23 protein-coding genes and 1 tRNA gene are annotated in these 23,127 nt (G+C 66.2%); 3 read left to right on the top strand and 21 right to left on the bottom strand.

The annotated features are described in order from the left end of the window. Nucleotides 1–122 precede the first annotated feature (122 nt). A complete protein-coding gene (locus ABDV78_RS09805; RefSeq protein WP_343527219.1) occupies nucleotides 123–1,679 on the top strand; it encodes a family 43 glycosylhydrolase in 1,557 nt (518 codons plus the stop codon). A 3-nt stretch (nucleotides 1,680–1,682) separates the two neighbouring features. Here ABDV78_RS09805 and ABDV78_RS09800 read toward each other — a convergent pair whose 3' ends face one another. The 5 genes from ABDV78_RS09800 to ABDV78_RS09780 all read right to left on the bottom strand — a co-directional run bounded on the left by ABDV78_RS09800 (nucleotide 1,683) and on the right by ABDV78_RS09780 (nucleotide 6,273). Then, complete coding sequence (locus ABDV78_RS09800; RefSeq protein WP_343527218.1) at nucleotides 1,683–3,173, bottom strand: HWE histidine kinase domain-containing protein; 1,491 nt, start codon at nucleotides 3,171–3,173, stop codon at nucleotides 1,683–1,685. A gap of 91 nt (nucleotides 3,174–3,264) precedes the next feature. Continuing rightward, nucleotides 3,265–3,981: an NTP transferase domain-containing protein gene (locus ABDV78_RS09795; protein ID WP_343527217.1), complete on the bottom strand. Its 717-nt coding sequence runs from the start codon at nucleotides 3,979–3,981 to the stop codon at nucleotides 3,265–3,267. 1 nt (nucleotide 3,982) lies between these two features. After that, on the bottom strand, nucleotides 3,983–5,074 hold the full coding sequence (locus ABDV78_RS09790; RefSeq protein ID WP_343527216.1) for an inositol-3-phosphate synthase: 1,092 nt from the start codon (nucleotides 5,072–5,074) through the stop codon (nucleotides 3,983–3,985). Between the two features lie 25 nt (nucleotides 5,075–5,099). Further along, entirely contained in the window at nucleotides 5,100–5,936 is an 837-nt protein-coding gene (locus tag ABDV78_RS09785) for a CDP-alcohol phosphatidyltransferase family protein (RefSeq protein ID WP_343527215.1), read from the bottom strand. 97 nt (nucleotides 5,937–6,033) lie between these two features. Continuing rightward, complete coding sequence (locus tag ABDV78_RS09780) at nucleotides 6,034–6,273, bottom strand: hypothetical protein (protein ID WP_343527214.1); 240 nt, start codon at nucleotides 6,271–6,273, stop codon at nucleotides 6,034–6,036. A gap of 114 nt (nucleotides 6,274–6,387) precedes the next feature. Between ABDV78_RS09780 and ABDV78_RS09775 the strand changes: the two genes are divergently transcribed. Then, nucleotides 6,388–6,651 (top strand): hypothetical protein, encoded by a 264-nt coding sequence (locus tag ABDV78_RS09775; protein ID WP_343527212.1) that lies wholly within the window; start codon nucleotides 6,388–6,390, stop codon nucleotides 6,649–6,651. Between the two features lie 146 nt (nucleotides 6,652–6,797). On the opposite strand, the gene ABDV78_RS09770 is transcribed toward ABDV78_RS09775, so the two are convergent. The 11 genes from ABDV78_RS09770 to ABDV78_RS09720 all read right to left on the bottom strand — a co-directional run bounded on the left by ABDV78_RS09770 (nucleotide 6,798) and on the right by ABDV78_RS09720 (nucleotide 16,226). Continuing rightward, nucleotides 6,798–8,693, bottom strand: coding sequence for a prolyl oligopeptidase family serine peptidase (locus ABDV78_RS09770; RefSeq protein ID WP_343527211.1), 1,896 nt, complete (start codon nucleotides 8,691–8,693; stop codon nucleotides 6,798–6,800). 189 nt (nucleotides 8,694–8,882) lie between these two features. Then, nucleotides 8,883–11,072, bottom strand: coding sequence for a TonB-dependent siderophore receptor (locus tag ABDV78_RS09765; RefSeq protein WP_343527210.1), 2,190 nt, complete (start codon nucleotides 11,070–11,072; stop codon nucleotides 8,883–8,885). A 119-nt stretch (nucleotides 11,073–11,191) separates the two neighbouring features. Beyond that, entirely contained in the window at nucleotides 11,192–11,398 is a 207-nt protein-coding gene (locus ABDV78_RS09760; protein ID WP_343527209.1) for a winged helix-turn-helix transcriptional regulator, read from the bottom strand. 129 nt (nucleotides 11,399–11,527) lie between these two features. After that, nucleotides 11,528–12,211: a hypothetical protein gene (locus ABDV78_RS09755; RefSeq protein WP_343527208.1), complete on the bottom strand. Its 684-nt coding sequence runs from the start codon at nucleotides 12,209–12,211 to the stop codon at nucleotides 11,528–11,530. A 91-nt stretch (nucleotides 12,212–12,302) separates the two neighbouring features. After that, on the bottom strand, nucleotides 12,303–12,569 hold the full coding sequence (locus ABDV78_RS09750) for a hypothetical protein (RefSeq protein ID WP_343527207.1): 267 nt from the start codon (nucleotides 12,567–12,569) through the stop codon (nucleotides 12,303–12,305). A 168-nt stretch (nucleotides 12,570–12,737) separates the two neighbouring features. Further along, complete coding sequence (locus ABDV78_RS09745; RefSeq protein WP_343527206.1) at nucleotides 12,738–13,337, bottom strand: hypothetical protein; 600 nt, start codon at nucleotides 13,335–13,337, stop codon at nucleotides 12,738–12,740. Nucleotides 13,338–13,789: 452 nt separating this feature from the next. After that, nucleotides 13,790–13,866 (bottom strand) — tRNA-Arg (locus ABDV78_RS09740). Between the two features lie 66 nt (nucleotides 13,867–13,932). Continuing rightward, nucleotides 13,933–14,364 carry a DUF1178 family protein gene (locus tag ABDV78_RS09735; protein ID WP_343527205.1) on the bottom strand — a complete coding sequence of 144 codons (432 nt, stop codon included), beginning with the start codon at nucleotides 14,362–14,364 and terminating at the stop codon, nucleotides 13,933–13,935. Continuing rightward, a complete protein-coding gene (locus tag ABDV78_RS09730; RefSeq protein WP_343527204.1) occupies nucleotides 14,361–15,185 on the bottom strand; it encodes a carbon-nitrogen hydrolase family protein in 825 nt (274 codons plus the stop codon). The genes ABDV78_RS09735 and ABDV78_RS09730 overlap by 4 nt, the downstream gene beginning before the upstream one ends. After that, nucleotides 15,182–15,439 carry a glutaredoxin 3 gene (grxC, locus tag ABDV78_RS09725; RefSeq protein WP_343527203.1) on the bottom strand — a complete coding sequence of 86 codons (258 nt, stop codon included), beginning with the start codon at nucleotides 15,437–15,439 and terminating at the stop codon, nucleotides 15,182–15,184. The genes ABDV78_RS09730 and grxC overlap by 4 nt, the downstream gene beginning before the upstream one ends. Before the next feature lie 31 nt (nucleotides 15,440–15,470). Then, a complete protein-coding gene (locus ABDV78_RS09720) occupies nucleotides 15,471–16,226 on the bottom strand; it encodes a ComF family protein (RefSeq protein ID WP_343527202.1) in 756 nt (251 codons plus the stop codon). Between the two features lie 57 nt (nucleotides 16,227–16,283). Between ABDV78_RS09720 and ABDV78_RS09715 the strand changes: the two genes are divergently transcribed. Further along, nucleotides 16,284–17,123, top strand: coding sequence for a class I SAM-dependent methyltransferase (locus ABDV78_RS09715; RefSeq protein WP_343527201.1), 840 nt, complete (start codon nucleotides 16,284–16,286; stop codon nucleotides 17,121–17,123). Here ABDV78_RS09715 and ABDV78_RS09710 read toward each other — a convergent pair whose 3' ends face one another. The 5 genes from ABDV78_RS09710 to ABDV78_RS09690 form a co-directional block, all read right to left on the bottom strand. Beyond that, complete coding sequence (locus ABDV78_RS09710) at nucleotides 17,124–17,513, bottom strand: response regulator (RefSeq protein WP_343527200.1); 390 nt, start codon at nucleotides 17,511–17,513, stop codon at nucleotides 17,124–17,126. A gap of 81 nt (nucleotides 17,514–17,594) precedes the next feature. Further along, the gene (locus ABDV78_RS09705) at nucleotides 17,595–20,024 is read right to left on the bottom strand and encodes an ATP-binding protein (protein WP_343527199.1); all 2,430 of its coding nucleotides are present in this window, start codon (nucleotides 20,022–20,024) and stop codon (nucleotides 17,595–17,597) included. Beyond that, nucleotides 20,011–21,327, bottom strand: a complete 1,317-nt coding sequence (locus tag ABDV78_RS09700) for a GGDEF domain-containing phosphodiesterase (RefSeq protein WP_343527198.1) — start codon at nucleotides 21,325–21,327, stop codon at nucleotides 20,011–20,013. Before ABDV78_RS09700 ends, ABDV78_RS09705 begins: the two co-directional genes overlap by 14 nt. A 299-nt stretch (nucleotides 21,328–21,626) precedes the next feature. Beyond that, a complete protein-coding gene (gene argE, locus ABDV78_RS09695; RefSeq protein WP_343527196.1) occupies nucleotides 21,627–22,796 on the bottom strand; it encodes an acetylornithine deacetylase in 1,170 nt (389 codons plus the stop codon). Between the two features lie 74 nt (nucleotides 22,797–22,870). Next, on the bottom strand, nucleotides 22,871–23,127 hold a 257-nt coding region (locus ABDV78_RS09690), incomplete at its 5' end, for an integrase core domain-containing protein (protein ID WP_343527195.1).

Below are 23,127 nucleotides of genomic sequence, written 5' to 3'. Positions count from 1 at the left end.
GTCATCGACAACCCGCCTTACCGGCGGAAAATCCCATGCGAAGCACCAAGCCGGGCAGCGTTGACGAAGATCGTATACCGAAATAGTCACCGGGAAAGCGACGGTCAGGGAGCGCGGACCCGATGAAATATCTCGTTCTGTCCTCCATCGTCATCGCGTGCCCGGCGATTTCCCAATCGACGCCATCCGCCCGCACGATCGTTGTGAAGGGAAACCCGATCCTGGCGGACGGCCAATATTACTCGACCGACCCCGCCCCGCTGGTCGACGGCGACACGCTCTACATCCTGGCCGGGCGCGACGAGGCGGCGGAGGGCGTGAACGACTTCATCATGAACGAGTGGCAGTTGCTGTCGACCCATGCCCCCGCCACGGGGCGCTGGCGGCACGTCCCGGCGATCGCCCGCCCCGAAACCGTCTTCGCCTGGGCCGAGTCCGGACGCGCCTATGCCGGTCAGATCGTGAAAGGGCGCGATGGCCGCTTCTATCTTTACGCTCCTGTTCTGGAGCGCGACAGTCCCGCCAAGGACCGGTTCGCGATCGGCGTCGCGGTCGCCGAAAAGCCGGAGGGGCCGTGGAAGGACGCACACCCCTCCGGCCCGATCATTTCCCAGCGCACGCCGCAGGCCAACGACATCCAGAATATCGATCCCACCGTCCTGATCGACGATGATGGGCGCGTCTATATCTATTGGGGCACATTTGGGCGGCTGCGCGGGCTGGAACTGGCGCCCGACATGGTGACGCCGATCGGCGAGGAGCATGTGATCCAGGGCCTGACCGGCTTTTTCGAGGCACCCTGGCTCTTCAAGCGCAAGGGCACCTATTATCTGCTTTATGCCGGGAACAATGCCGGACCGGACAGCCCCTGCACGCCCGCGCTCTATCACGCATGCCAGGCCTATGGCACCGCCCCCTCGCCGCTCGGCCCCTGGACCTATCGGGGCGTGGTGTTGAAGCCCGTATCCTCGACGACGTCCCATGCCGGAGCGATCGCGTTCAAGGGGCAATGGTATCTGGCCTATCACACCGCCGATGCGGCGGGGGGCGGCCATTTCCGCCGATCGGTCGCGATCGACCGGATGGAATGGGACGACAGCGCGACGCCGCCCGCGATCCGACCGGTCAGGCCCAGTCGCGCAGCCATGGCAGCCCCCGCCCCCACCCGCAACATCGCGGGCACGGCGACCGCGTCCGCCTCCAACATGCCGGTGCCGGTGCAATATTGGATCAAGGCGCTGAACGACGGCATCGTCCGCCATTCGCCGCTGCCGCCCGACATGTGGGGCTCCTGGTCGGGGGATCGCACCCCGGCGAGCGCATGGATCGAATATCGCTGGCCGACCCCGGTCCGCCTGAACGGTGCGCGCATCCGCTTCTTCGCCGACCAGCCGCCGGGCAGCGGCATCGGCGTCGCACCGCCCCGGTCCTGGCGGGTCGAATATTGGGACCATGGCTGGAAACCCGTGCCGAACGCGAGCGGCTATGGCACCGGCGCGGATGCCTTTCAGGCGGTGCGCTTCGACACGGTGGCCACACGATGCATCCGCGCGGTGTTCGCGGCGTCGTCCGCCGGGGGGAAGAATGCCGGGATCGGCGTGCAGGAATGGGAAGCGCTGGCCCCTACCGCGCCACGTATCGCCCCAACCGGACGGACGGCGGAACCCTGCGAGCGTTGACGATCATGGATCCCCGCCCGGACCGGTATCGGATCGGGGGGCCATAGCCATGCCCGTCTCGACCATGCTGGCCGACAGCGGGATGGCGATCGTGCAATGCACCCCTTCCGCGCCCAGCATATAGCTGGTCCTCGCCCCAAGTTGATAGGGGAGCGCCCGCTCGATCAGTTCGCGCCCCTGCCCCTTGCCGCCCGGTCCTTCCTCCACCGATCGCATGTCGACCCCGCTCTCCCGCCAGTCGATATGCAGCCATGGCTTGCCCCCCTCACCGCCCGGCTCGAGCGACCAGCGGATCGCCAGGCGTCCGTCGGGCTGGCCGAGCGCGCCATATTTGACGGCGTTGGTCGCCAGCTCGTGCAGAGCCATGGCCAGCGTATGCAGTGTCGACGAGCGCAGGCGCACGCCCGCCGGCCCCTCCAGCGTGACTCGATCGACGCCGCCGTCCATTGCCGCCAGTTCGGTGCGGATCAGATCGTCAAAGGCCACGCGGTCATATTCGTTCAACCGCGACAGCATCGCCTGCACGCGCGACAAGGCCGCCAGCCGGTCGCCGAAATGCGAGCGGAATTCCGTCAGATCCGTGCTCGCCCGCACGCTGTTGTCGGCGATCGAACGCACCACGCCCATCAGGTTGCTGGTGCGGTGCTGCAATTCGGCGATCAGCACCCGCTGCAATGTCTCACTCCGGCGCAGCGTCTCATCGGCCTTGCGACGCTCGGTCAGGTCGGAGGTGACGACGAGAAAGCGCCTCGCCTGCCCCCGGACATCGGGCAGGACGGAGATCGTGCTGCTCGCCCAGACATGCGAGCCGTCGGAACGGATATACCGCTTGTCGAGACTGCTCGGCAGTCCCGTCGCGGCGGCGCGTTCAAGGGCTTCCAGGCTGGGGCGGAGATGCGCCGGATGGGTCACGTCGGCGACGCCGGATGCCAGCAACGCCGCGCCCGGGCGATCCAGAATGCGGCAAAGCTCTTCATTGACCCGCATGAAACGCCCCTCCTCGCTGATGACGGAAAGGCCCACCGGAGCGGTGGCGAAGATCGCGGCCAACTGGCTTTCGGTCTCGGCCAGCTTGACCTGGACGACCTCCTCGCGAAGCCGCGCGATCTCGGCCTGCGACGCCTTCCACCCGGTGATGTCGCGCGTCGTCGTCGCCACACCGTCGCCCAGCCTGACGACCGTCTGATAGTACCAGCCATCGAACTGCTCATGCACATAATGATGCTCGGCCTGTTCGGACACGCCGGTTTCGGCCACCCGGCAAAAGGCGCCGAAAATCCCCTCCTCGATCACGCCCGGATTGCGCTGGAGCAGGCTTTCGCCGCGAACCTCGCCATAGCGGCTTTCCGAGCTGTAGTTGTTCAGCACCCAGCGGAAATCGACGATCCGGCCATCCTCGTCCCGGATCGCCTCGAACACCTGGATCATGTCGGTCGAGGCGTCCATCGTCGCCTGAAGCAGGTCGTGGCTATCCTGCAATCGCCGTCTGGGCATCGGTCGTCGTCACCTGGCTGGTCGCACAGTCCTGCCTTGATACTTAGCCAAATGGGACCGCCGTGACGATCCGGCTCATGCCCAAATCAGGTCAGACCCGTTCCGGCTGCGGCACGCCCACCCAGGTCTCCGCCTTTTCCAGCGCCGCGCGGTCATCGACATCGATCCAGTCAATGTCACTGGCGTCGACGGTCAGGGCCAGGCCCCGCCCGGCGAGAACCCGCATCCCCTCGGTCAGCGAGGGGTTGTCGAGCGTGTGGAGCGCCGCGAACAGAGGCGCGCCGATCGCGAATACCCCTGTGTCGAAGCAATCATAGTCCGCCAGCCCCTTGCCGATGGCGACGATCCGTTCGCCCCCGGTCCGCACGCAGGTCACGTCGTCCAGGTCGACCCAGTCGCTGTCCAGCCGGCGATCGATCGCCAGTCGGGCACCGCCCCCCGTCCCGGCGCGCGCCGTGCGGCGGTAGAGTTCGGGGTCGACCAGATGATCGCACATCGCCAGCAGCGCATGCCCCCCGGCGACCCGCGCCTCGGCGGCGAGAAGCGAGACGCCATTGGGTCGGCGATAATCGCCGGTTCGCACCGTCTCCACCGCGATCGGCCAGCCCGACGCCTCCAGATGCGCCTCGATCGCCTCCGCGCCATAACCCAGCACGACGACCGCGCGCCGCAGCCCCGCCGCAGCGAGGCCATGGATCGCATGGTCGATCAGCGGGCGGCCGCCGACCGGGCACAGCGGCTTGAACGGCGCAGCCGGGCGAAGGCGACTGCCCTCGCCCGCCGCGAGCAGGATCGCGGTGTCGATCATCTTACTGGAGCGTGATGAAGTCTTCGACCGCCTGCGCCGCCAGGTCGTCGGTCATCTGGATGCGCGGATGCTTGCAGAAATAGGCGGAGGCCGCATCGATCGGCCCCGCGAGCCCACGATCCTTGGCCAGCTTGGCGCAGCGGATCATGTCGATGGCGACGCCCGCGCTGTTCGGGCTGTCCTCGACCGACAGGCGCAGCTCCAGGTTCATCGGCACGCCGCCGAACATCGAGCCTTCCATGCGCAGGAAGCAGACCTTGTTGTCATTCTGCCACGGCACATAGTCGGACGGGCCGATATGGACATTCTCGTCCTCCAGCCGCTCGGCGGCGACGGACTGCACGGCCTCGGTCTTGGAAATCTTCTTGGACGCCAGGCGACGGTGGTTCGACATGTTGAGGAAGTCGGTATTGCCGCCGGTGTTGAGCTGATAGGTCCGCTCCAGCTTCACGCCGCGCTTGGCGAACAGGTCGGTCAGGACGCGGTGGACGATGGTCGCACCGAGCTGCGCCTTGATGTCGTCGCCGATGATCGGCACGCCCGCCTTCTCGAACCGCGCCGCCCATTCGGGATCGCTGGCGATGAAGACGGGGATGTTGTTGACGAAGGCCACGCCCGCCTCGATCGCGCATTCGGCGTAGAATTCGCTCGCCTTCTGGCTCCCGACGGGCAGATAGTTCATCAGCACGTCCGCCTTGGTCTCGCGCAGCGCGGCCACGACCTCTTCCTTGGTCGGCTCGGACGCATCGGCAAGCAGGAAGGTCCGGTCGTCCTGATATTCGGCCATGTGTTCGGCCACGCCGTCCAGGACCTTGCCCATGCGCACGACCGCGCCGGTGGGCGGAATCGTCTCGCAGAAGATCGCGGTGCAGTTGGGCTTGGCGAAGATCGCCTCGGCCACGTCCTTGCCGACCTTGCGCGTGTCGACGTCCCATGCCGCGACGACCCGGATATCGCTGGGGCGATAGCCGCCCAGGTCCCAGTGCATCAGGCCGATGGTGTCATTGGCGCCATCCCGATAGTGCGACAGGCCCTGAACCAGCGAGCTTGCGCAATTGCCGATACCGACCACGGCGATGTTAATGCTCGTCATTGCGTATTCTTGTCCTTGAAATCGATCATCGATGGGTTGCCAGAATGGGCGTATCGATCAGACGGCGCTCGACCTTGCGATGCCAGACCAGACCGATGAGGAGGATGAGGCTGAGCGGACCCAGTTCGATCCACCAGAAGATGCGCGGATTCCCCGCCAGACAGGCCAGGAAGATCACATAGACCCGGACATTGGCGCTGAGCAGGCTGAGCAGCCGCATCGGCGGTGTCGCCGCCGCGCCATAGGCCATGCCGAGTGCCCCCGGATCGCGCCGGCGCCCGAGCGCGGCGTCGAAACGCCCCGCGAAACGCTCGAGTGTTCCGCCGACCCGATCATAGAGCCGGACGAGCGGATTGCCGCTGGGGGGCGACGGCGCGACGGCCGCGATCCCCTTGCACCGACGATGGAAACGCGCCCGCTCGCTTTCATAGAGGTTCGACTGGACGGCATGGGCGACGCCCGCGGCGATGGCCAGCGCCCAGCCCTCGCCCGTGCCCAATGACAGGGCCAGTACGACATAGATCAGGGCGAACACGCCGTGATCGCACAGCCCGTCCAGGGCGCGGCCCAGCGCGCTGGCGGTGCCGGTGGCACGCGCGACCATCCCGTCGAGCCCGTCGGCGACCAGCCAGGCGATCGACAGCAACAGGCCCAGCACCGCGAATGGCCAGCTCTGCCATTGTGCGTAGGCGAGCGCCGCCGACCCACCGAGCAGCAGCCCGGCGACGGACACCATATTGGCGGATATGCCATGCGCAACGAACCACGGCAGCAGCGCAGCAGCTGCAGGGTGAACGATCCACAGATTGGTCGGATCTTCGATCCGACGGTCCCGCGACCGATCCGGCGGTGGACGTGTCATGCAAATGTCACATACAGCGCGAAACGAACGTCCTGCAAGCGGTTTGCAAATTCTTGTGAAAAAGCGCGGCCCGCCGCCGAGTCGCGGGGCGGCCGGATCAGCCCCGGGCGGTCACCGGCACCGACGCCCGACCGGGACTCGCCGCCGCCGGATGCGCGCCTCCGTCCGGGGAATGTCGCGTCGCGTAGAGGCGGCGCAGGATCAGTGCCAGGTCGTCCTCGCTCAGTACGGATGGAGAATCGATGATCGCGCCTTCCGGCAAGGCCTCGACCCATGCGGCCAGGCGGTTGCAGGCGGCACCCAATTCGGGATCGAAGCAGTCGTCAAAAGCGGCCATCGCGCCAGCCTGACGCCTTTCGAGGCCGGTCGCAAGGCCGCGCAACCATGGGTTCCCCGCCTTCTCGACCTGGATGATGCTTGGGCGTGGGCCGCGCCTCGGTTATGGACGATCATGGATTTCGACCAATTGCTCATCCGCTTCTTCGGCACCGAGGAGATTGCCGACCTCTCCCCCGATCAGCTTGGGGCCGGTATCGACCGGCTGCGGGTCCAGTTCGGGCTGGAACGCGACGGCGGTCGCCGCTTCGCGCTCTGGTGCCTGGCCTATATGCTCGGCGTCGCCCCGGACCTCGATTCCGCGTTCGAGGATGAAGCCGACAGGGAGGCCGCGCGCGATTTCATGGACACCATCGACCGCGAAATCGAAGAGGAGTGAAGCGCCCCACCCGCGATTGGCGCGCGACTTCAGGGCCGAAGACCGCGCCGATCGCGTGACACCGCCGGCGGGCGAAGGGATCATGTCCGAGGGGCGGTCTCCGCCTGTTCACCCCCCGCCCTCCCCCTATCGGGGAGGGACGTCGATCACCGATCGGGCTGGACCAGATATTTTCCGAACCATGCCAGTTGCCGCTTCATCACATCGGCCGCCTGGGTCGGCACGCAATGCCCGGCATCGGGATAGATGACGAGGCTGGTCGGCACGTCCTGGCTCTTCAGCGCGTTCCACCATTCGACCGACTGGGTGGGCGGCACCTCGATATCGCGTTCGCCGACATAGATGAAGGTCGGGGTCCGCGCGGTCTTCACATGATAGACCGCCGAGACATCCTCATAGGCCTTGTAATCATCATAGACCGACTTGCCGAAGAACGGGATCATCCAGGTGTTGATGCCGTTGGTGCCGTAATAGCTGACCCAGTCGGACAGGCCCGCACCCGCCACGATCGCCTTGAAGCGGTTGGTCTGGGTATTGGCCCACATCGCCATGAAGCCGCCATAGGAACAGCCGGTCAGGCCCAGCCGCGCCTCGTCGACCGGGGCCAGCTTCTCGACCGCATCGATCCCGGCCAGGATATCGCGCAGATCGCCGCCCCCGAAGTCGCGCTTGTTGGCCGCGGTGAATGCCTCGCCCTGGCCATAGGAACCGCGCGGGTTGGGCAGGAACCGATAATAGCCCGCATCCTCGAACGCGCTGGCCAAGCCCTTTTCGATGAAGCGCGGCGTGCTGGCCGCCGAGGGGCCGCCATGGACCTGCACGATCATCGGCGCCTTCGCGTCGGGCCGGGCGTTCAGCGGCGACAGCAGCCATCCCTGGACCGTGAAGCCCTCGTTGGTCCAGGTGACGCTGCGCGCCTGCACGGCGGGCTGTACGGCGTCATTGTCATGGGTGATCGGCCGCAACGCGGTCGGGCTGCCCGCATAGACGGCGGGCGCATGGGTGAAGTCCTCGACGACGCTGGCGGCGATATCACCCTTGGCGCTCCACGCGATCCGGCCATCTCCGGCGGACAGCCCCACTGGTTTCGCGAACAGCGGACGCGGCGCGCGGCCCGGTTCGATGGCGACCGCCCCCATCTGGTCGTTCTGGAGCGTCGCGGCGCGCAGCCCGCCCTTCGTCCAGGCCAGCGAGGTGAAGGTGATGGGTTGCCCACGGGTCTGGTTTGTCGGCGCGCCTCCGTCCAGCGGCACCGTCCAGACGTCGCCGCCGATCGATCCGAAATCGCTCATCAGGCCGCCGATATAGGCGACCGTCTTTCCGTCGGGCGACACGCGGGGCATGTTGATCTGGGTCAAGGGCTTGGCGATGCCGGTGACGGCGCCGGTGGTGGCATCCACCCGGTCGATCGTCGCGACCCACCAATTGGCATCGCCATTGCCCAGCGCCGATGTCACAACCAGCCCCGAACCATCGGGCGTCCAGTCATATTCGTAGATATAGCGCCCCTGCGGCGACAGCGGCGTGACCCTGGTCGTGACGGCGTCCCCGACGGGCACGACAGCCAGACGCTGTTCGTCATTGGCGACGCCGATCTCGCCGACCTGCCGCGCGCCCGCCTGGGTCGCGCCGACATCCTTGGTCGCGCCCAGCGTGATCAGCATCGCCACGCGCTTGCCATCGGGCGAGAAACGCGGCGTCGAGGCAAGCCCCTCGACCGTCGCGACCGGGCGGACGTCATCGCCACGCGCGATCATCAGCGTCACGATGCCCTGGTCGCGCGCCAGAAAGGCCAGGCCATCCCCCTGCGGCGAGAAGGTCAGCCCCGAATAGCTGCAAGTCTTGCAGGGATCGATCCGGCGCACCACTCGGCCATCGCGCGCCGAGCGGACCACGATGCCCGGACGCTCGCCGCCGCCCAGTTCGATGGCCGCGACCTCGCCTCCCGATGGCGCGAGCGTCAGGCCGACATAACGATGGACGGCCGCCTGCGCCGGAAACGCGATCGCCGAAGCCAGAAGAAGGGCGAGAGGAAGACGCATCGGACATCCCTGAAAAAGAAAGGCAGCCATCATCGGGATCGATCGGCGGATGGCCGGTCGACAGGGGCAAGGCTTAGGCCAGATGATGACGCACGCAAAGCGCGGCGTGACGGCGGTCCGGGAGAAAATACCGGCGGCGAGCGACACGCCGATCAGGGCGGGGGCGGCCCATGCGGCCGCCCCTTTCGGTCAGAAGGCGTAGCGCAACGTCGCCCGGACATCGGCCGGCCGCCCATAGGCAAGCTGATTGTAGAAGCCGATCTGCGAATAATAGGTCTTGTCGAAGATATTGTCGGCATTGACCTGCACCGAGAAACGCTCGGTCAGGGGATAGCGTACCATCAGATTGACGAGCGCATAGCTGTCGAGCTGCAACCGTTCCGGCACTTTGGTCACCGGGTTGGTGGTATCGGTATAGCTGGTCCCTTCCCAATTGACGCCGCCGCCGATCGTCAGCCCCTTCAGGCGACCATCGCGAAGCTCATAGGTGGTGAACAGCCGCAGCAGCCGGTCCGGGTACATGCTGTTGACGCGCTTGTCGTCGCGATCGCGCACCTTGAACTGGGTATAGTTCACGCTGACTGCCCAGCCGGGCATGATCTCGCCATTGGCTTCGGCCTCGAACCCGGTACTGCGGGCCCCCTTCGCCGCGAGATAGGCCTGGTTGATGGTACCGGGGATCAGATGACCCGGATCGATCTGGGCAAGATTGTCCTGCTCGACGCGGAAGATCGACAGGGCCGTCTTCAACCGGCCGTCGAAGAAGCTGCTCTTCAGGCCCGCCTCGTAATTCGCGCCCTTCACCGCGGGCAGGAAGTTGCCGTTGCGATCCTGCGCATCCTGCGGCTGGAAGATCTCGGTATAGCTGACATAGACGGTGTGGTTCGGCGTCAGGTTATAAAGGACACCGGCATAGGGAATGAACTCGTTGCGGTTCCCGTAATCGGCATTGCTGCCATAGGATACGCCCTCCCGCACCCACGACGCGAGCCGCGCGCCGACAATGACCTTCAGCGGATCGGACAGCGAAAGACGGGTGGCCGCGAAATAGCCCCATTGTCTGGTCCGGGTGTCCACCACTTGAGTCCGGGCACTCCATGTCGGCTCGGGATAGGAACCGTCCCACTTGTTGAAATCGCCGACCGCCGCCGCCGCGCTGGAACTATAGCCGAAGAAGTCGAGCGTCTGCCGCGCATAGCTGGCCCCGGCGATCAGGTCGTGGCGCTGCCCGAACAACTCATAGGTGCCGGTCAGCCGCGCCGTCAGGTCGAACTGCTCCAGCCGACTGTCATAACGCGCGGGAATCCCGATCAGCCCCAGGCCCGTCGTGCGATCGGGCTGTCCGAAGAGATAGAGCAAGCGCATATTGCCGGTGTTCCGGCTGTAATTGCCATAAAGGCGAAGCACCCAGTCGCGCCCCAGATCCTGCTCCAGATTGACGAAGGCGGTTCGCTGGGTCGAATCCCAGCGCGTCCAGTCCGCACCGATCGTCTTGGACCGCCGCCAGTCGGTTCGGCTGCCGTCCGCATACCATGCCGGCAATCCGCCCCACAACGTCGCGCGCGGGCTATTGTCCTGATAGCTGGCCCCGGCGCTGAGCCGGGTGCTCGGCGTCAGATCGGCATCGACCACGCCGTACAGGACGAGCTTCCGGTTGCCGAGCAGATCGACATAGGAATCGGAATCCTGGAACCGGGCCACGCCCCGCACCCGGACGCTGCCGTCCCGCGTGACCGGGGTGCTGACATCGGCCTGGAGCAGATAGTCGTTCCATCGTCCCGCCGAGGCCGTGAACGATCCGGTCAGGTGATCGCTGGTCGCATGTTTGCGGATCAGATTGATCGAGGCAGAGGGGTTGCCCGCGCCGGTCAGCAGGCCGGTCGCACCGCGCACGATCTCGATCCGGTCATAGATGGACATGTCGAGTTCGGATTCGCCCGCACTATAGGCTGCCTGGAACTGCAACGGCATGCCGTCGACCTGATAATTCTCGATATTGAAGCCCCGCGCGGCAAATACATTGCGCGAGCTGTCGAACGCCTTGGCCGAAACGCCGGCGGCATTGTTGGCGACATCGGTCAGGCTTCGAAGCTGCTGGTCTTCCAGCCGCTGCGAGGTGACGACGGTCACCGACTGCGGCGTCTCCTGGATCGTCAGGCCCAATCCCGTGGCCGAATCGAGACGGTCATTGGTCGTGTATCGACCGATGACGGTGATCTCACCGCGCTCGCTCGCCTGATCGTCGGACGCGCGCTCGGCTTCCGTCCCGCGCGATGGCGTCGCCTGGGCCATGGCCATCGAGGGCATGGCGGTGCTCGCGACCAGCAACCCCATGATCGCGCGGCATCCCCGCAGCGAACCCAACGTCTCAATACCCACTTGCCCTCCGAAACATGATACCGACTCGCAATAGCCAGTTTGCAACGGAGATCAAGCTTGGTCGGGAAAGGACGGGCTACTTTCCGCAATCGCTCCAGGGAGATGAACCGCGACAGCGGCTAGGCGCGCCTCAAACGCGCGCGCGGAACCAGTTGATCCAGCGCATCGGCGTTGTCGCGGCCTGAGCCGTAAAGCTGCTCGACCGGCTCGACCAAGCGGCGTCCCAGATCGGTCAGCCGATACTCGACCATCGGCCGCATCGTGCTTTGCACGTGGCGGGCCAGCAGCCCGCTCGCCTCCATATCCCGCACGGTCTGCGTCAGCATCTTATTCGAGATGCCCGGCAAGCTGCACCGCAGTACCAAGTGCGCGCGACGCCGCCACGGCGGGCGTGAGCGGGGTCGTCGGCGATCCGGCCGACGTACGCGGCGCGACAAGGTCGAATCCCCTGCTCGTCAGCGCCTGTTGTCGAGTACGGCCTGGACCATCAGCCGCGGAAATACCGTTTCCAGCGCTTTGGTATCCGGCATTATGTAGACATACCCGCCCTTCCGGGTGAACAGCGGTTTGACCCTCTTGGCGTAGAAATTCGTTGGCACGTTGATGCAGCCGAAGGTGATGCGATTGTCGTCGGGCGTCGGCGACAGCATGCGCTCCCGACGATGTTCGCTCTTCTTGCCTGGCGTTGGAATCGGGTGGATCGCGACGGACGTGGCATAGTCGACCCAGAGGATCCGCTGACGTCCCGCCGCCGGACCGAACTTGGCGAGGAAGCGTCCCGCAGGCGTCGTCTTCTCCGCCGGGCCGATCTCCGACAGGTCCTTGCTGCCGACGCCCGGCGTGGCGTCGTCGCCGATGGCAATACCGATCAGCACTGGCGTCCTGCCCCGCTCCTTTCCGGCACCATCAAACAGGATCAGGGAGGCGGTCGCCTTGTCGATAATGGCGTAGGGAAGACCATGATTGTCTCCCGAAGCGGCTATCCAATCCGAAACACGGATGGCACCCGATGACAGCTCCATGGTGTCCGGCGCCGCAGAAGGAGCCACGTGCGACAATGCCGGTGGCGGGGGCGGCGCGATTTTCGCTTTCGCCCCGATCGCCGGGTCTCCAGCGAGCGCCAGAAAAAGTGAGATCATTTGCAAAGGCGCTCAGGACAAAGGGCCAGCGCGCGCGTTGCGGCGGCGCTGGCAAAGGTCAATGACCGGGCAGAGGCCCCGGCGGTTCGTTTTAGTTGCGCGCGCGCTTCGGACGGCTTTCCTGCGCCTGTAGTCGCTGATCGATGGTGTCGACGCGGCCGTTCAGCTGGTCCAGCCGCTGCCCGTTACCCTGCGTCTGCGCCGACGCGGCCTGCGCCTCCGCAAGCGCCTGTCGGGCCGTGCCGTCCGTCTGCTGCAGGCGGGATTCCAGCGTGTCGACCCGTGCGCTCACGGGCGCAATCTGCTCGCGCACATAGGATTTGGTCGCACAGCCACCCAGGCTTGCTGCACCGATCATGATCCCAATTACTGGCGAAAGTTTTTTCATCGCTGGTGACATATACGCGTCCTCCCACATGGTTGATCAACAGAACGATCCAGAGACCGGGTCGAGATTCCTACAAGCCGATCACGGTCCAAGGGTTCTTCGATGGCGCCACTTGAACGCCACATGACTGGGACGCGGTTAGCGATGTTTATGCGACTGCCTGTTTCGATCACGCGAGAAAGGGTCTTTCGGCACGGTTTCATCGCCCCGTCCGGCGGTTGCCCCGGCAACGGGCCTGGCGGAAACGGCGGCGATGCAGCGCTTCAACTCGGCGACGGCGGGCGCGCTGCCGTCGAGCGTCAGCCGGGCGACCGGCACGTCACCACGGTCGATGTATAGAAATTTGGACGTAGCGAGGTCGGTCGTGAATTTGGGCGCAAAGCGCGTGACGAAGCCCCGCTTCCCGTTCGACGCCATGCCAATGGCGGCTTGCTTGGCGTAGCGACGGCTCGAAAGCCGGAAGTCGAGCGTCAGTCGGTCCTTCGGTTTGATCGACCAGTTATCGTTCATCACGGACAGGTGGTTCTGACCATCCGCGTCGAGCCCGAACAGCAGGGTCGTACCGCCGTCACCGGCATATTCCCGGGTCATGAAGCACCCTGGCGCATCATTGCTGGGAGCCAAGGTCCATGGCCCCTGGCTTCTCACCGCATAGCTTTGCGCGAACGCCTCCGCGTGCAGTGCCGGCCCCGTCACCATGGCAAGCAACACGGCCGCTGGTCGAAACAGGTGGCGCATTCGGACCGGAAGAACCCGCCCTCTCCCGCGACGCCCTGATGCCCGGCAGACGCCCCCGGCCATCAATAGCGTCCCCTCGGCGGCGGGCCTGGTTGATCGGCGAGGCAGGACCATCATCTCATCTCCATAACGACCATAGCGGGGGGCGACATCTTTGGCCAAACGCGCCGCGACCATCCATCGAGCCGGGGCAACGCGCCGCTATCGATCAAACGGGCTCCGAATACCCCATCGAGCATGAATGAAGGCAACACATGGTGGGACGTGGAGAACATGGGAGTCGCTGAGCCAGGCCGACGAGCAACAGGCCCACCTTTGGTCGCATGCGCCTTGCACCGTAACCGACAACCCGGACCATCCGATGGGGGCCGTTCAGTTCACGCAAATCTCCGGTGAGACTTTCGTGTCAGCCAGGCTTCGCAAGAACGCGACACGTCATTGGTTTTTGCACATGGTGACCCCGACTGGATTCGAACCAGTGGCCCTCAGATTAGGAATCTGATGCTCTATCCTGCTGAGCTACGGGGCCCCATGCGGGGGCGGTGATACTCGGGACATGGGACGGGGTCCAGAGTGTTCGACCGGAGCGCCGCCTTCAGTTGACCACTTTGGGCGGCACCACGGGAAATGGCAGGGGGGCGACGGGCACGCCCTCCTCGACCAGCGCCTTGGCCTCGGCAAGGCTGGCCTGGCCGTGGATCTGGGTCACCGGCGCTTCGCCCTCATGCATCGCGCGCGCGCGATCGGCGAAGGCCGTGCCGACCCAGGTCGATTTCTCCAGCATCTTGGCCTGCTGGTTCGCCAGTTGTGTGAGCGCAGCCTTGATCGCGGCGGGGGTGGGCGCATCCGCCTTTGTATTGCCCTTGGCGGCGACCTGCGGCGCCATCACCGCCTTGTCGATCGCGCGATCGCCGCACATCGGGCATTCGATCCGCCCCTGTTCACGCTGTTCGGCATAAGCGCCCGACGAGCCGAACCATGCCTCGAACACATGGCCCTGCCCGCATCGCAGGTCGAACACGATCATGCCACGACCACCGGACCGATCGCGCGGCGATGACGAATGGCGGGCAGCCGCTCGCGCACCGCCGTCACCTGCGCGGGGTCGATCGCGGCGAACGCCAGTCCCGCCGCCTCGCCCATGTCGAGCACCACCTCGCCCCAGGGCGAGACGACCAGCGAATGACCATAGGTGGCGCGACCGTCCTGATGCTCGCCGGTCTGCGCGGCAGCGACCAGATGCACCCCCGCCTCGATCGCGCGGGCCCGAAGGAGAACATGCCAGTGCGCAGCGCCGGTCGGCTGGGTGAAGGCGGCGGGCACCGACAACAGGGTCGCCCCCGCCTCGGCCAGCGCCGCGAACAGCGCCGGGAAGCGCAGGTCGTAGCAGATGGCCAGCCCCAGCCGCCCCACCGGCGTATCGACCACCACCGCCTGCTCGCCGGGCGCGTAGGAGGCCGACTCGCGCCAGCTCTCGCCACTGGGCAGGTCGACATCGAACAGGTGCATCTTGTCGTAACGCGCCACGATCCGCCCGCCATTGTCGATGACATAGCCCCGATTGGCGAGCCGCCCGTCCTCGCGCCGGACCGCCAGCGACCCCAGATGGACCCAGAGCCCATGCCGTTCCGCCGCCGCGCGGACACGGGCGAGGACCACGTCCTCCTCCTCCCGCACCAAGTGAGCGGCCGCCCGCGCGCGGTCCCGGTCGATCAGACCCGACATTTCCGGCGTGAACAGCATCGCCGCGCCATGCGCCGCCGCGTCGGCGATCGCCCGCTCCAGACCATCGGCATTGGCGGCGGGATCGATTCCCGCCGTCATCTGCAGGACAGCGATCTCGGTCATGCGGTCAGGAGCGGGTCCAGCCCTCCGCGCTTGTCGAGCGCGGCCAGATCGTCCGAGCCGCCGATATGCTGCCCATCGATGAATATCTGGGGGACAGTGGTCCGGCCACCCGCCCGTTCGATCATCTCGGCGCGCTTGGGGCCGCCCATGGTGATGTCGAACTCCTCGGGCTCGACGCCCTTGGAAGCGAGCAACGCCTTGGCCCGGGTGCAATAGGGACAGAACGCCTTGGTGTAGATTTCGACCTTTGCCATCTGCATCAGGTGTGTCGTGCGACGGCGCTTGTCAATCGTCCGGCCCCCTTGCGTGGTCCGTATCGATAACCCGTGCCCAGCACAGAATCGCGACCGAGGTCGCGCCCGCGCGAAGCAGGACGCGGACACAGGCCGCGGCCGTCGCCCCGGTGGTATAGACATCATCGACCAGCACGACCTTCTTGCCCGCCACCGCATCCGCATCCCGGACGCAGAAGGCGGCGGCCACTGCGGCCCCGCGCTGTCGCGGCGCCAATCCCCGCAGCAGCGGCGTCGCCCTCACCCGGATCAACGCATCGCGCGCCATCGGAACGCCAGTTCGCCGCGACACCCCCTCGCCGATCAGCACCGCCTGGTTGAACCCGCGTCGCCAAAGCCGCCAGCGATGCAGCGGCACGGGGACGAGCAACTGGGCGCCCTCCGGCAGACGCCGTGCCATCGGCCCCGCCATGGTGTCCGCCACCCCGATCCGGCCGCCATGCTTCAACCGGATCGGCAATTCGCGCGCGATCGGCCCATAGGCGACGGCGGCATGGACACCGGCATGGGCGGGCGGATCGGCCAGACAGGCCGCGCACCAATCCGCTCCAAAGCCGAGCGGCGTGCCGCAAGCGCCGCATCCCGCTCCGTCCAGAAAGCGCAGGCCGCCCCAGCATGGCGCGCAGAAGCGATGATCGGCCTCCACCGGCTCGCCACATCCCGGGCAGCGCGGCGGCAACGCCCAGCCAATGGCCGCCGCCACCATCTTTCGCAGGGCCCGGCCGATCGCAAATCCCGCCCTGTTCATGCGCGACACGCCATAGGTCTCTTGTTCCCCATCGCCCGAACGCGCACAAGCGCGCCCGTGACCTCCTCGACCATCTTCGATCGCACCGCCCGCCGCGTGCACCGCGACCGTGTCCAGCCCGATTATGCCGCGCACGACTTCCTGCGCGCCGCCATGCTCGATGGCCTCGCCGAACGGCTGGATGCGGTCACGCGCCCCTTTCGGGACATACTCGATCTGGGATGCTTCGACGGCAGCTTTCCGGCACCGCCCGGCGCGCGGGTGGCGCGGATGGACCCCGGCTTCGCCTTCGCCCGGACCGCTGGTGGCGTGCAGGGGGACGAGGATCGCCTGCCTTTTGCCGATCGCAGCTTCGACCTGGTGGTCAGCGCGGGCGTGCTGGACCAGATTGACGACCTGCCCGGCGCGCTGACCCTGATCCGGCGGGTGCTGCGTCCCGACGGGCTGTTCCTGGGGTCGTTCGTCGGCGGAGGGTCGCTGCCCCGGCTGCGCGCGGCCCTGCGCGTCGCGGAGGCCGAGCGGCCGGTCGCACGGCTGCACCCCCAGGTCGATGTCCGATCGGCGGGTGATCTATTGATGCGTGCGGGCTTCACCCTGCCGGTCGCCGATATCGAGACGCTCGACGTGCGCTATCGCGATTTCGGGCGGCTGCTGGGCGATCTGCGCGGCATGGCGGCAAGCAATGTACTGGCCGAGCGGCGGCCGATCGCGCGAGCGGCCCTGGCCTCGGCGGCGGCCGCCTTTGCGGGGATGGCGGATACCGATGGCCGGACCAGCGAACAGTTCAATCTGGTGTTCCTGACCGGCTGGGCCCCCGACCCGTCGCAACCGGTGCCCGCCAGGCGGGGCAGCGCGACCGCATCACTGGCCGAAGCCCTCAAACCGAAACCGGACTGATCAGCCGATCATCGCACCGCCGCGATCGCCGGCCAGAATGCGGCCGATCGCCTCGAACAACTGGTCCATCGCGACCGGCTTGACGATCACATCGTCCGCTCCGGCGCCCAGGCACCGTTCGCGCAGGTCCACCCCGCTGTCGGCGGTGACGACGATGATCGGCAACTGGGCCTTTGCATCGTCCCGCGCCCGGATGTGGCGGATCGCGGTGATACCGTCCATGCCCGGCATGCGAAGGTCGATCAGGATCATGTGATAGGTTTCGCGATCGATCATCTCCAGACCGATCTCGGCACTCTCGGCCTCGGCCATGGTGGCCCCCGCGACATCCAGCATGTCACGAACCACGCGGCGGTTCATGCGATCATCCTCGATGAAAAGGACGTTCATCGCCGTCCCTTTCGCCGGTCGCGTTCGAACCTGTTCCGTCCGAATCCGTGAATGGCCCCGATCATCATCACGCCCTAGCGATCATGCCGCCTGCGTTACAAGCGGCAGGGAGCCGGTTTGCGGCGAGGCGTCGAACAACATCCTGAACACCTCAACCCCCGAGATCGGTTTTGCGATAACACGGATCAATTTCCCACCAAGAAAATCGTTCCCGCCCAGTGGTTCGGCCCCGGGCCACAACAGGTCGACGGGCAGGGCCCTGCCCCCTGCCGACAGGATGAGGGACAAGGCCTGCGACACACCTTCCGCCCGGATCGCGCTGTCATCGACCAGCACCCGCGTCACGTCCCCCTGCGCCAGCCGCGCCGCCGCGTCCGAGGCGTCGGCGGCAAAGGCGATTTCCGCATGGGGTGCGCCCAGGTTGCTCCACATCGCACGGCGAATCGGATTCGCATCGACGATCAGCAGCAGGGGGCGCTCCGCCTTCACGGGCGTCTCGATCTCGGTGAGCGGCAGGGTGACCCGGAAACAGGACCCCCGCCCCGGCTCGCTCGTCACCGTCACGTCGCCTCCCATGGCCCGCGCCAGCCGCCGACAGATGGCAAGGCCCAACCCCGTGCCGCCAAACTGGCGCGTGGTGCTGGCGTCCGCTTGGCGGAAGGCCTCGAAGATTTCCTCCAGCTTGTGCGGCGCGATGCCGATGCCGGTGTCGGTCACGTCCAGCCTGATGCCGTGATCCAGACGGACGATCGACAGCGTCACCTCACCCGATGCGGTGAATTTCAGGGCATTGGACAGGAGATTGAAAACAATCTGCCGGATGCGGGCCGAATCGCCCATCACCATCGCCGGGCACGGGTCGATGTCCAGCGTGAAGCTGATCCCCTTGGCCGCCGCCTGATCCTGCCACAGGCGCGAGGCATCGCGGATCGTCGCGGCCAGCGCGAAGGGTGCGCGCTCCAGCGTCAGGCGGCCCTGTTCGATCTTGGCCACGTCCAGCAGATCGTCGACCAGCGCGCGCATGGTCAATCCGGCGCCGTGCATCACCTCCACCCGCTCGCGCTGGTCGGCGGCCAGACGGGTATCGGCCAGCATGACCTGCGCCATGCCCAATATCCCGTTCAGCGGCGTGCGGATCTCATGGCTGGTCGTGGCCAGGAATTCGGTCTTGACCGCCAGTGCCTTTTCCAGCCGGTCGTTGGTCAGCGCCAGATCGCTGTGCGCGGCGCGAATGCGGTTGCGGCTCCGCCCCAGCGTGACCAGCCATATGCCCAGCAGCGCCAGCACGATGACGATCGCCGCCACCGACCCGATCAGGATGAATCGCTCCGTCCGCAACTGCTCGCGTTCGAAGACGATGTTGCGTTGCAGGTCGGCGGCCTTCATCCGCGCGATGCGCAATTCCTGATTGGCGAAGTCGAACCGCGCACCCATCAGGGCGAGGTTGGTCGAGGTCGCAAGCCGGGTCGATTCATCATCGATCCGCTTGAGCGCCTCCAGGTGGCGCACGGCATCGGCAGTACGTCCCAATGCCGTATAGATCCGATAGGCGGTCTTATGGGCGTCGCGCTGTGCGATCGTGGTTTTGCCGACATCGACGCCCGCAAAGCTGCGATCGATCAGGCGGCCCGCTTCGGCCGATCGCCCGCGCTGGAACGCGGCCTGGGCAGCGATGCTGTCCAGCGCGCGCACGTCGTCGTCGCTCGCATTCGGGTCGAGCGTCTGGGCGCGGAGGATGGCGGCCCGCCCCGCGTCGACCCGCCCCGCCTGCAACTGCGTCCGCGCGATATTCCGCCAGACCAGCGTCTGGAGCGCGGGGCTCCCCATCTTTTCCGCGAGGCCGCGTGCCTCGCGAAGCTGGGCCAGTGCCTCGTCGACCCGCTTCATTTCGGCTAGGGTCAGCGCCCGATTGTTGAGGATCGCCAGGCGCAGCGCGTCGTCGCCGCGATAGGCCGTGCGCGCCTGCTCCAGATAGCGCAGGGCCGAGGCGAGATCCTTGGCGTCGATGTACAGGCTCGCGATCTGGATCAGGGCGAGCGCCTGTCCACGCGTGTCCTTCAGATCCTGGAACACGCGGTGCGCGAGCTGATAGCCTGTCAACGCCGCCGCGATATGGCCATGATCCTGGTCCAGACCGCCCTTGGACAGCAACAGATTGCCCAGAAGATCGGATTGCGGTGCCAGCCGACGGGCGGCCTGCAAGGCCCCGTCGATCATGGGATAGGCCTGTTCGCCCTGCCCCTGGCGGACCAGGCTCTCCCCCCGCAGCCAGTCGGCCGTGGCGAGGGCGAGCGCCCGGCGATCATCGTCCGGCAGAGCGGACGCCTGGGCGCGCGCCGCGTCGGCCTCCCGCAGGGCCCGGGCGGGATCGCGAAGCATGTCCGCCTTGGCCGCCTCCACCGCCTGGACGAAGGGGGCCGGGACCGTCCGGTCCGCCGGCCCCTGCGCCTGTGATGCCGCGCCCACCGCCAGCGCGGCGATCGTGACGACCGCGCCCCTAAGCGCTCGCACGGATCGTCGTGCCGGTGAACAGGGTCGGCATCGACAACGCCACCGTCGCCTGATGCGCCTGTTCGTTCAGAAACGGGATCAGCGCCTCAAGCCCGATCGGGCGGCTGATGAGATAGCCCTGCACCATGTCGCAGCCCATGACGCTGAGCAACGCCAGGGTCGCCGGCGTCTCGACCCCCTCCGCCACGACCTCCATCTCCAGCGCATGCGCCAGATCGATGGTCGAGCGCACGATCAGGGGATCACGGTGCGAACTGGTCAACTGAGTGATGAACAGCTTGTCGATCTTCAGTTCGCAGGCGGGCAGTTGCTTCAGATAGGATAGCGAGGACAGGCCCGCGCCATAATCGTCGATTGCCACCGCGATGCCCGTGTCGACCACCGCCTGGAGATTGGCGATCGCGCTGCCCGGATCGCGGATGACCGATGTCTCGGTAATCTCGAACCCGATCCGCGCCCCGCTGTCGATCACGATGGCACAGGCTTCGCGGACGAACTCCTGGTCGCCTAGCAGCATGCCCGAGATGTTGATGAAGATGCGCAGGTCATGCCCTGCGGCGATCAGGCGGCGCTGGTCCGCGATCACCCGGCGCAGGATCCACAAAGTCATCGGCCCGATGATCCGCGATTCCTCCGCCACCGGGATGAACTCGACCGGTGAGATCAGGCCATGCTGCGGATGGCGCCAGCGCAGCAGTGCCTCGATCCCCGTTATGGCTTGCCGCCGGACATGGACCTTGGGCTGATATTCAACGAACAGCGCCTCCTGATCGATGGCCTGGGCCAGGTCACGCGCCAGGGTGATCCGGTCGAGCCGATCGCTATGCGGCATCAGTTCCCGCACGATCGTCCGCCCCTCGATCTGCGCGACGGCAAGGGCGCGCTCGGCTTCCTCCAGCAGGCGGATATCGTCGCCATGGGGCATCATCGCGGTTGCGACGCCGAACGCCGGTTCGACCCTGTGTTCCTCCCCCGCCAGTTCAACGGGATGGGCCAGCACCTCGCGCAACGTCGCCAGACAGCCGCCGAGCGCCCCCGGCGTCGAAGACAGCATCATGACCTCGACCTGCGAAGGACCGCTGGGCCGCGCCACCGCATCGGGCAGGCATTGCGCGATGCGAGCAGCAATCGCCTCGATCAACGTGGCGCTGTCGTCGCGTCCCAATCGGCGTCGCAGCGCCTGGAAATTGTCGATCCCGACCAGGATCAGGAACTGCCACGACGTCTCGGTGGCCGCGACCGAAGACGAAGCGTGGCCAGATGCCCGTTCACCGGGCGCGATTCGAGAGGAGCCGTTACTCACGGCACCAAATCTATGACAAAGGCCTGAAGAAGGCGTTAACCCCGTTTAGCTGGGTAATTCAGATGCTTGCTGCCAAACGAGAATCCCATTGCGATATAGTTAATGTCGAATTAACCATATCGCAGCGTCGAAAAGGCGCTTTCGAGGGAGAATACCCATGCTGAAAATCATTGTTGCGCTGATCTTTGGCGAGAAGATTCGCCCCTGGTGATCCATGTTATGATCATGGAGCGATTTGGGTGAGGGATCGCCCGATCGCTCCATGATTGAACATCGTCAACGACACCGTTTCTCATCCGTCAACGGAACAAATAATCCGCCAGCCGCAGCATGAAGGCGGCACCGCGCTCGATCTGCGCGACCTCGATATATTCGTCCGGCTGGTGCGCCTGCGCGATCGATCCCGGACCGCAGATGACGGTCGAGAACCCCGCCCCCTGGAACTGCCCCGCCTCCGCCGCATAGGGGACCGCGCGGGCCGGGCCATTGTCACCCGCCCATCCGCGCGCAAGCCGCTCCGCCGCGCCATCCGCTTCGGGTGCGAAGGACGGCGTGCGCGAGCGCCGCTCGACCCGCACCCCCGCTCCAGGAAATCGCGCTCGCAACTCCGCATCCATCTCGGCGCAGGCGGCGAAGAAGGGTGCCAGCAACGCTTCCGGCTCCTGCCCCGGCAGCGTCCGCAGGTCGAAGGCGAAACGGCATTCGCGCGCCAGGATATTGACCGCCGTTCCCCCCGCCATCTGGCCGATGGTCAGTGTGGCATGGTGCGGACAGAAGGGACCGTGCGGATCTCCCTTGCCTGCCAGCGCCTCGGCCAGATCGGCCAGTTGCTGCATCAGGCGCACCGCGACCATGTTCGCCGACACGCCCAGATGGGTCAGGCTGGAATGCGCCTCATGCCCCGTGACGGTGACGATCCAGGTCGCGATCCCCTTATGCCCGCTGACCACCACCATATCGGTCGGCTCTCCGACGATCACCGCGGCGGGTGCGGGGAGTTCGCGCGCGATCTCCGCGATCATCGATGGCGCGCCGAGACAGCCGACCTCCTCGTCATAGGATATGGCCAGGTGCAGCGGCCGCGCCACCCCGGTCTTCGCGACATGCGGGGCCAGCGCCAGCGAAAGCGCCAGAAACCCCTTCATGTCACAGGTGCCCCGCCCGAACAGCCGATCGCCGCGCCGCACCAATTGCCACGGATCGCTGGTCCAGGGCTGACCATCGACCGGCACGACGTCACTATGCCCGGACAGGACGACGCCGCCCGGCTCCATCGGGCCGATCGAGGCATAGAGATTGGCCTTGGTGCCGTCCTCATTGAAGACGCGGCGACCGGCCACGCCCATCCCCGCCAGATGCTGCTCGACATAGGCGATGAAGGCCAGGTTCGACTCGCGCGAAGTCGTATCGATCGCGATCAGGTCGGCCAGGATGGAGGTCGCTTCGGCGGCAAGGCGGTCCGGGGTCATGCCGCCATCCTGCCCCATGTGACAGTTTCGCGAAACCCCGCCGCGTCGGGCGGGCAGGGTTTCGCGCCGAGCGTCTAGATGTTTGGTCCCGACGATTGATGGTGCGGATTTGATGTGAATCGAGAGGGGTCATTTTGCCATGCCTTGCAGATGGCTTCGTAGGGTGTGAGTCCTTTGAGGGTCTTGAGCCTGCGGCCGAAATTATATGCGGCGACGAAGTCGCCGAGATGCTGCCGGAGCTGATCATGGCTCTCGTAGTGGTAGCGCTTGACGGTAGCGTCTTTGATGGTGCGGTTCATCCGTTCGACTTGGCCGTTCGTCCACGGGTGCC

This window comes from Sphingomonas sp. (assembly GCF_039594485.1).
GTDB lineage: Bacteria > Pseudomonadota > Alphaproteobacteria > Sphingomonadales > Sphingomonadaceae > Sphingomonas.
Note: the sequence above shows the minus strand (reverse complement) of the source record. Positions and strands in the feature narration are given on the sequence as shown.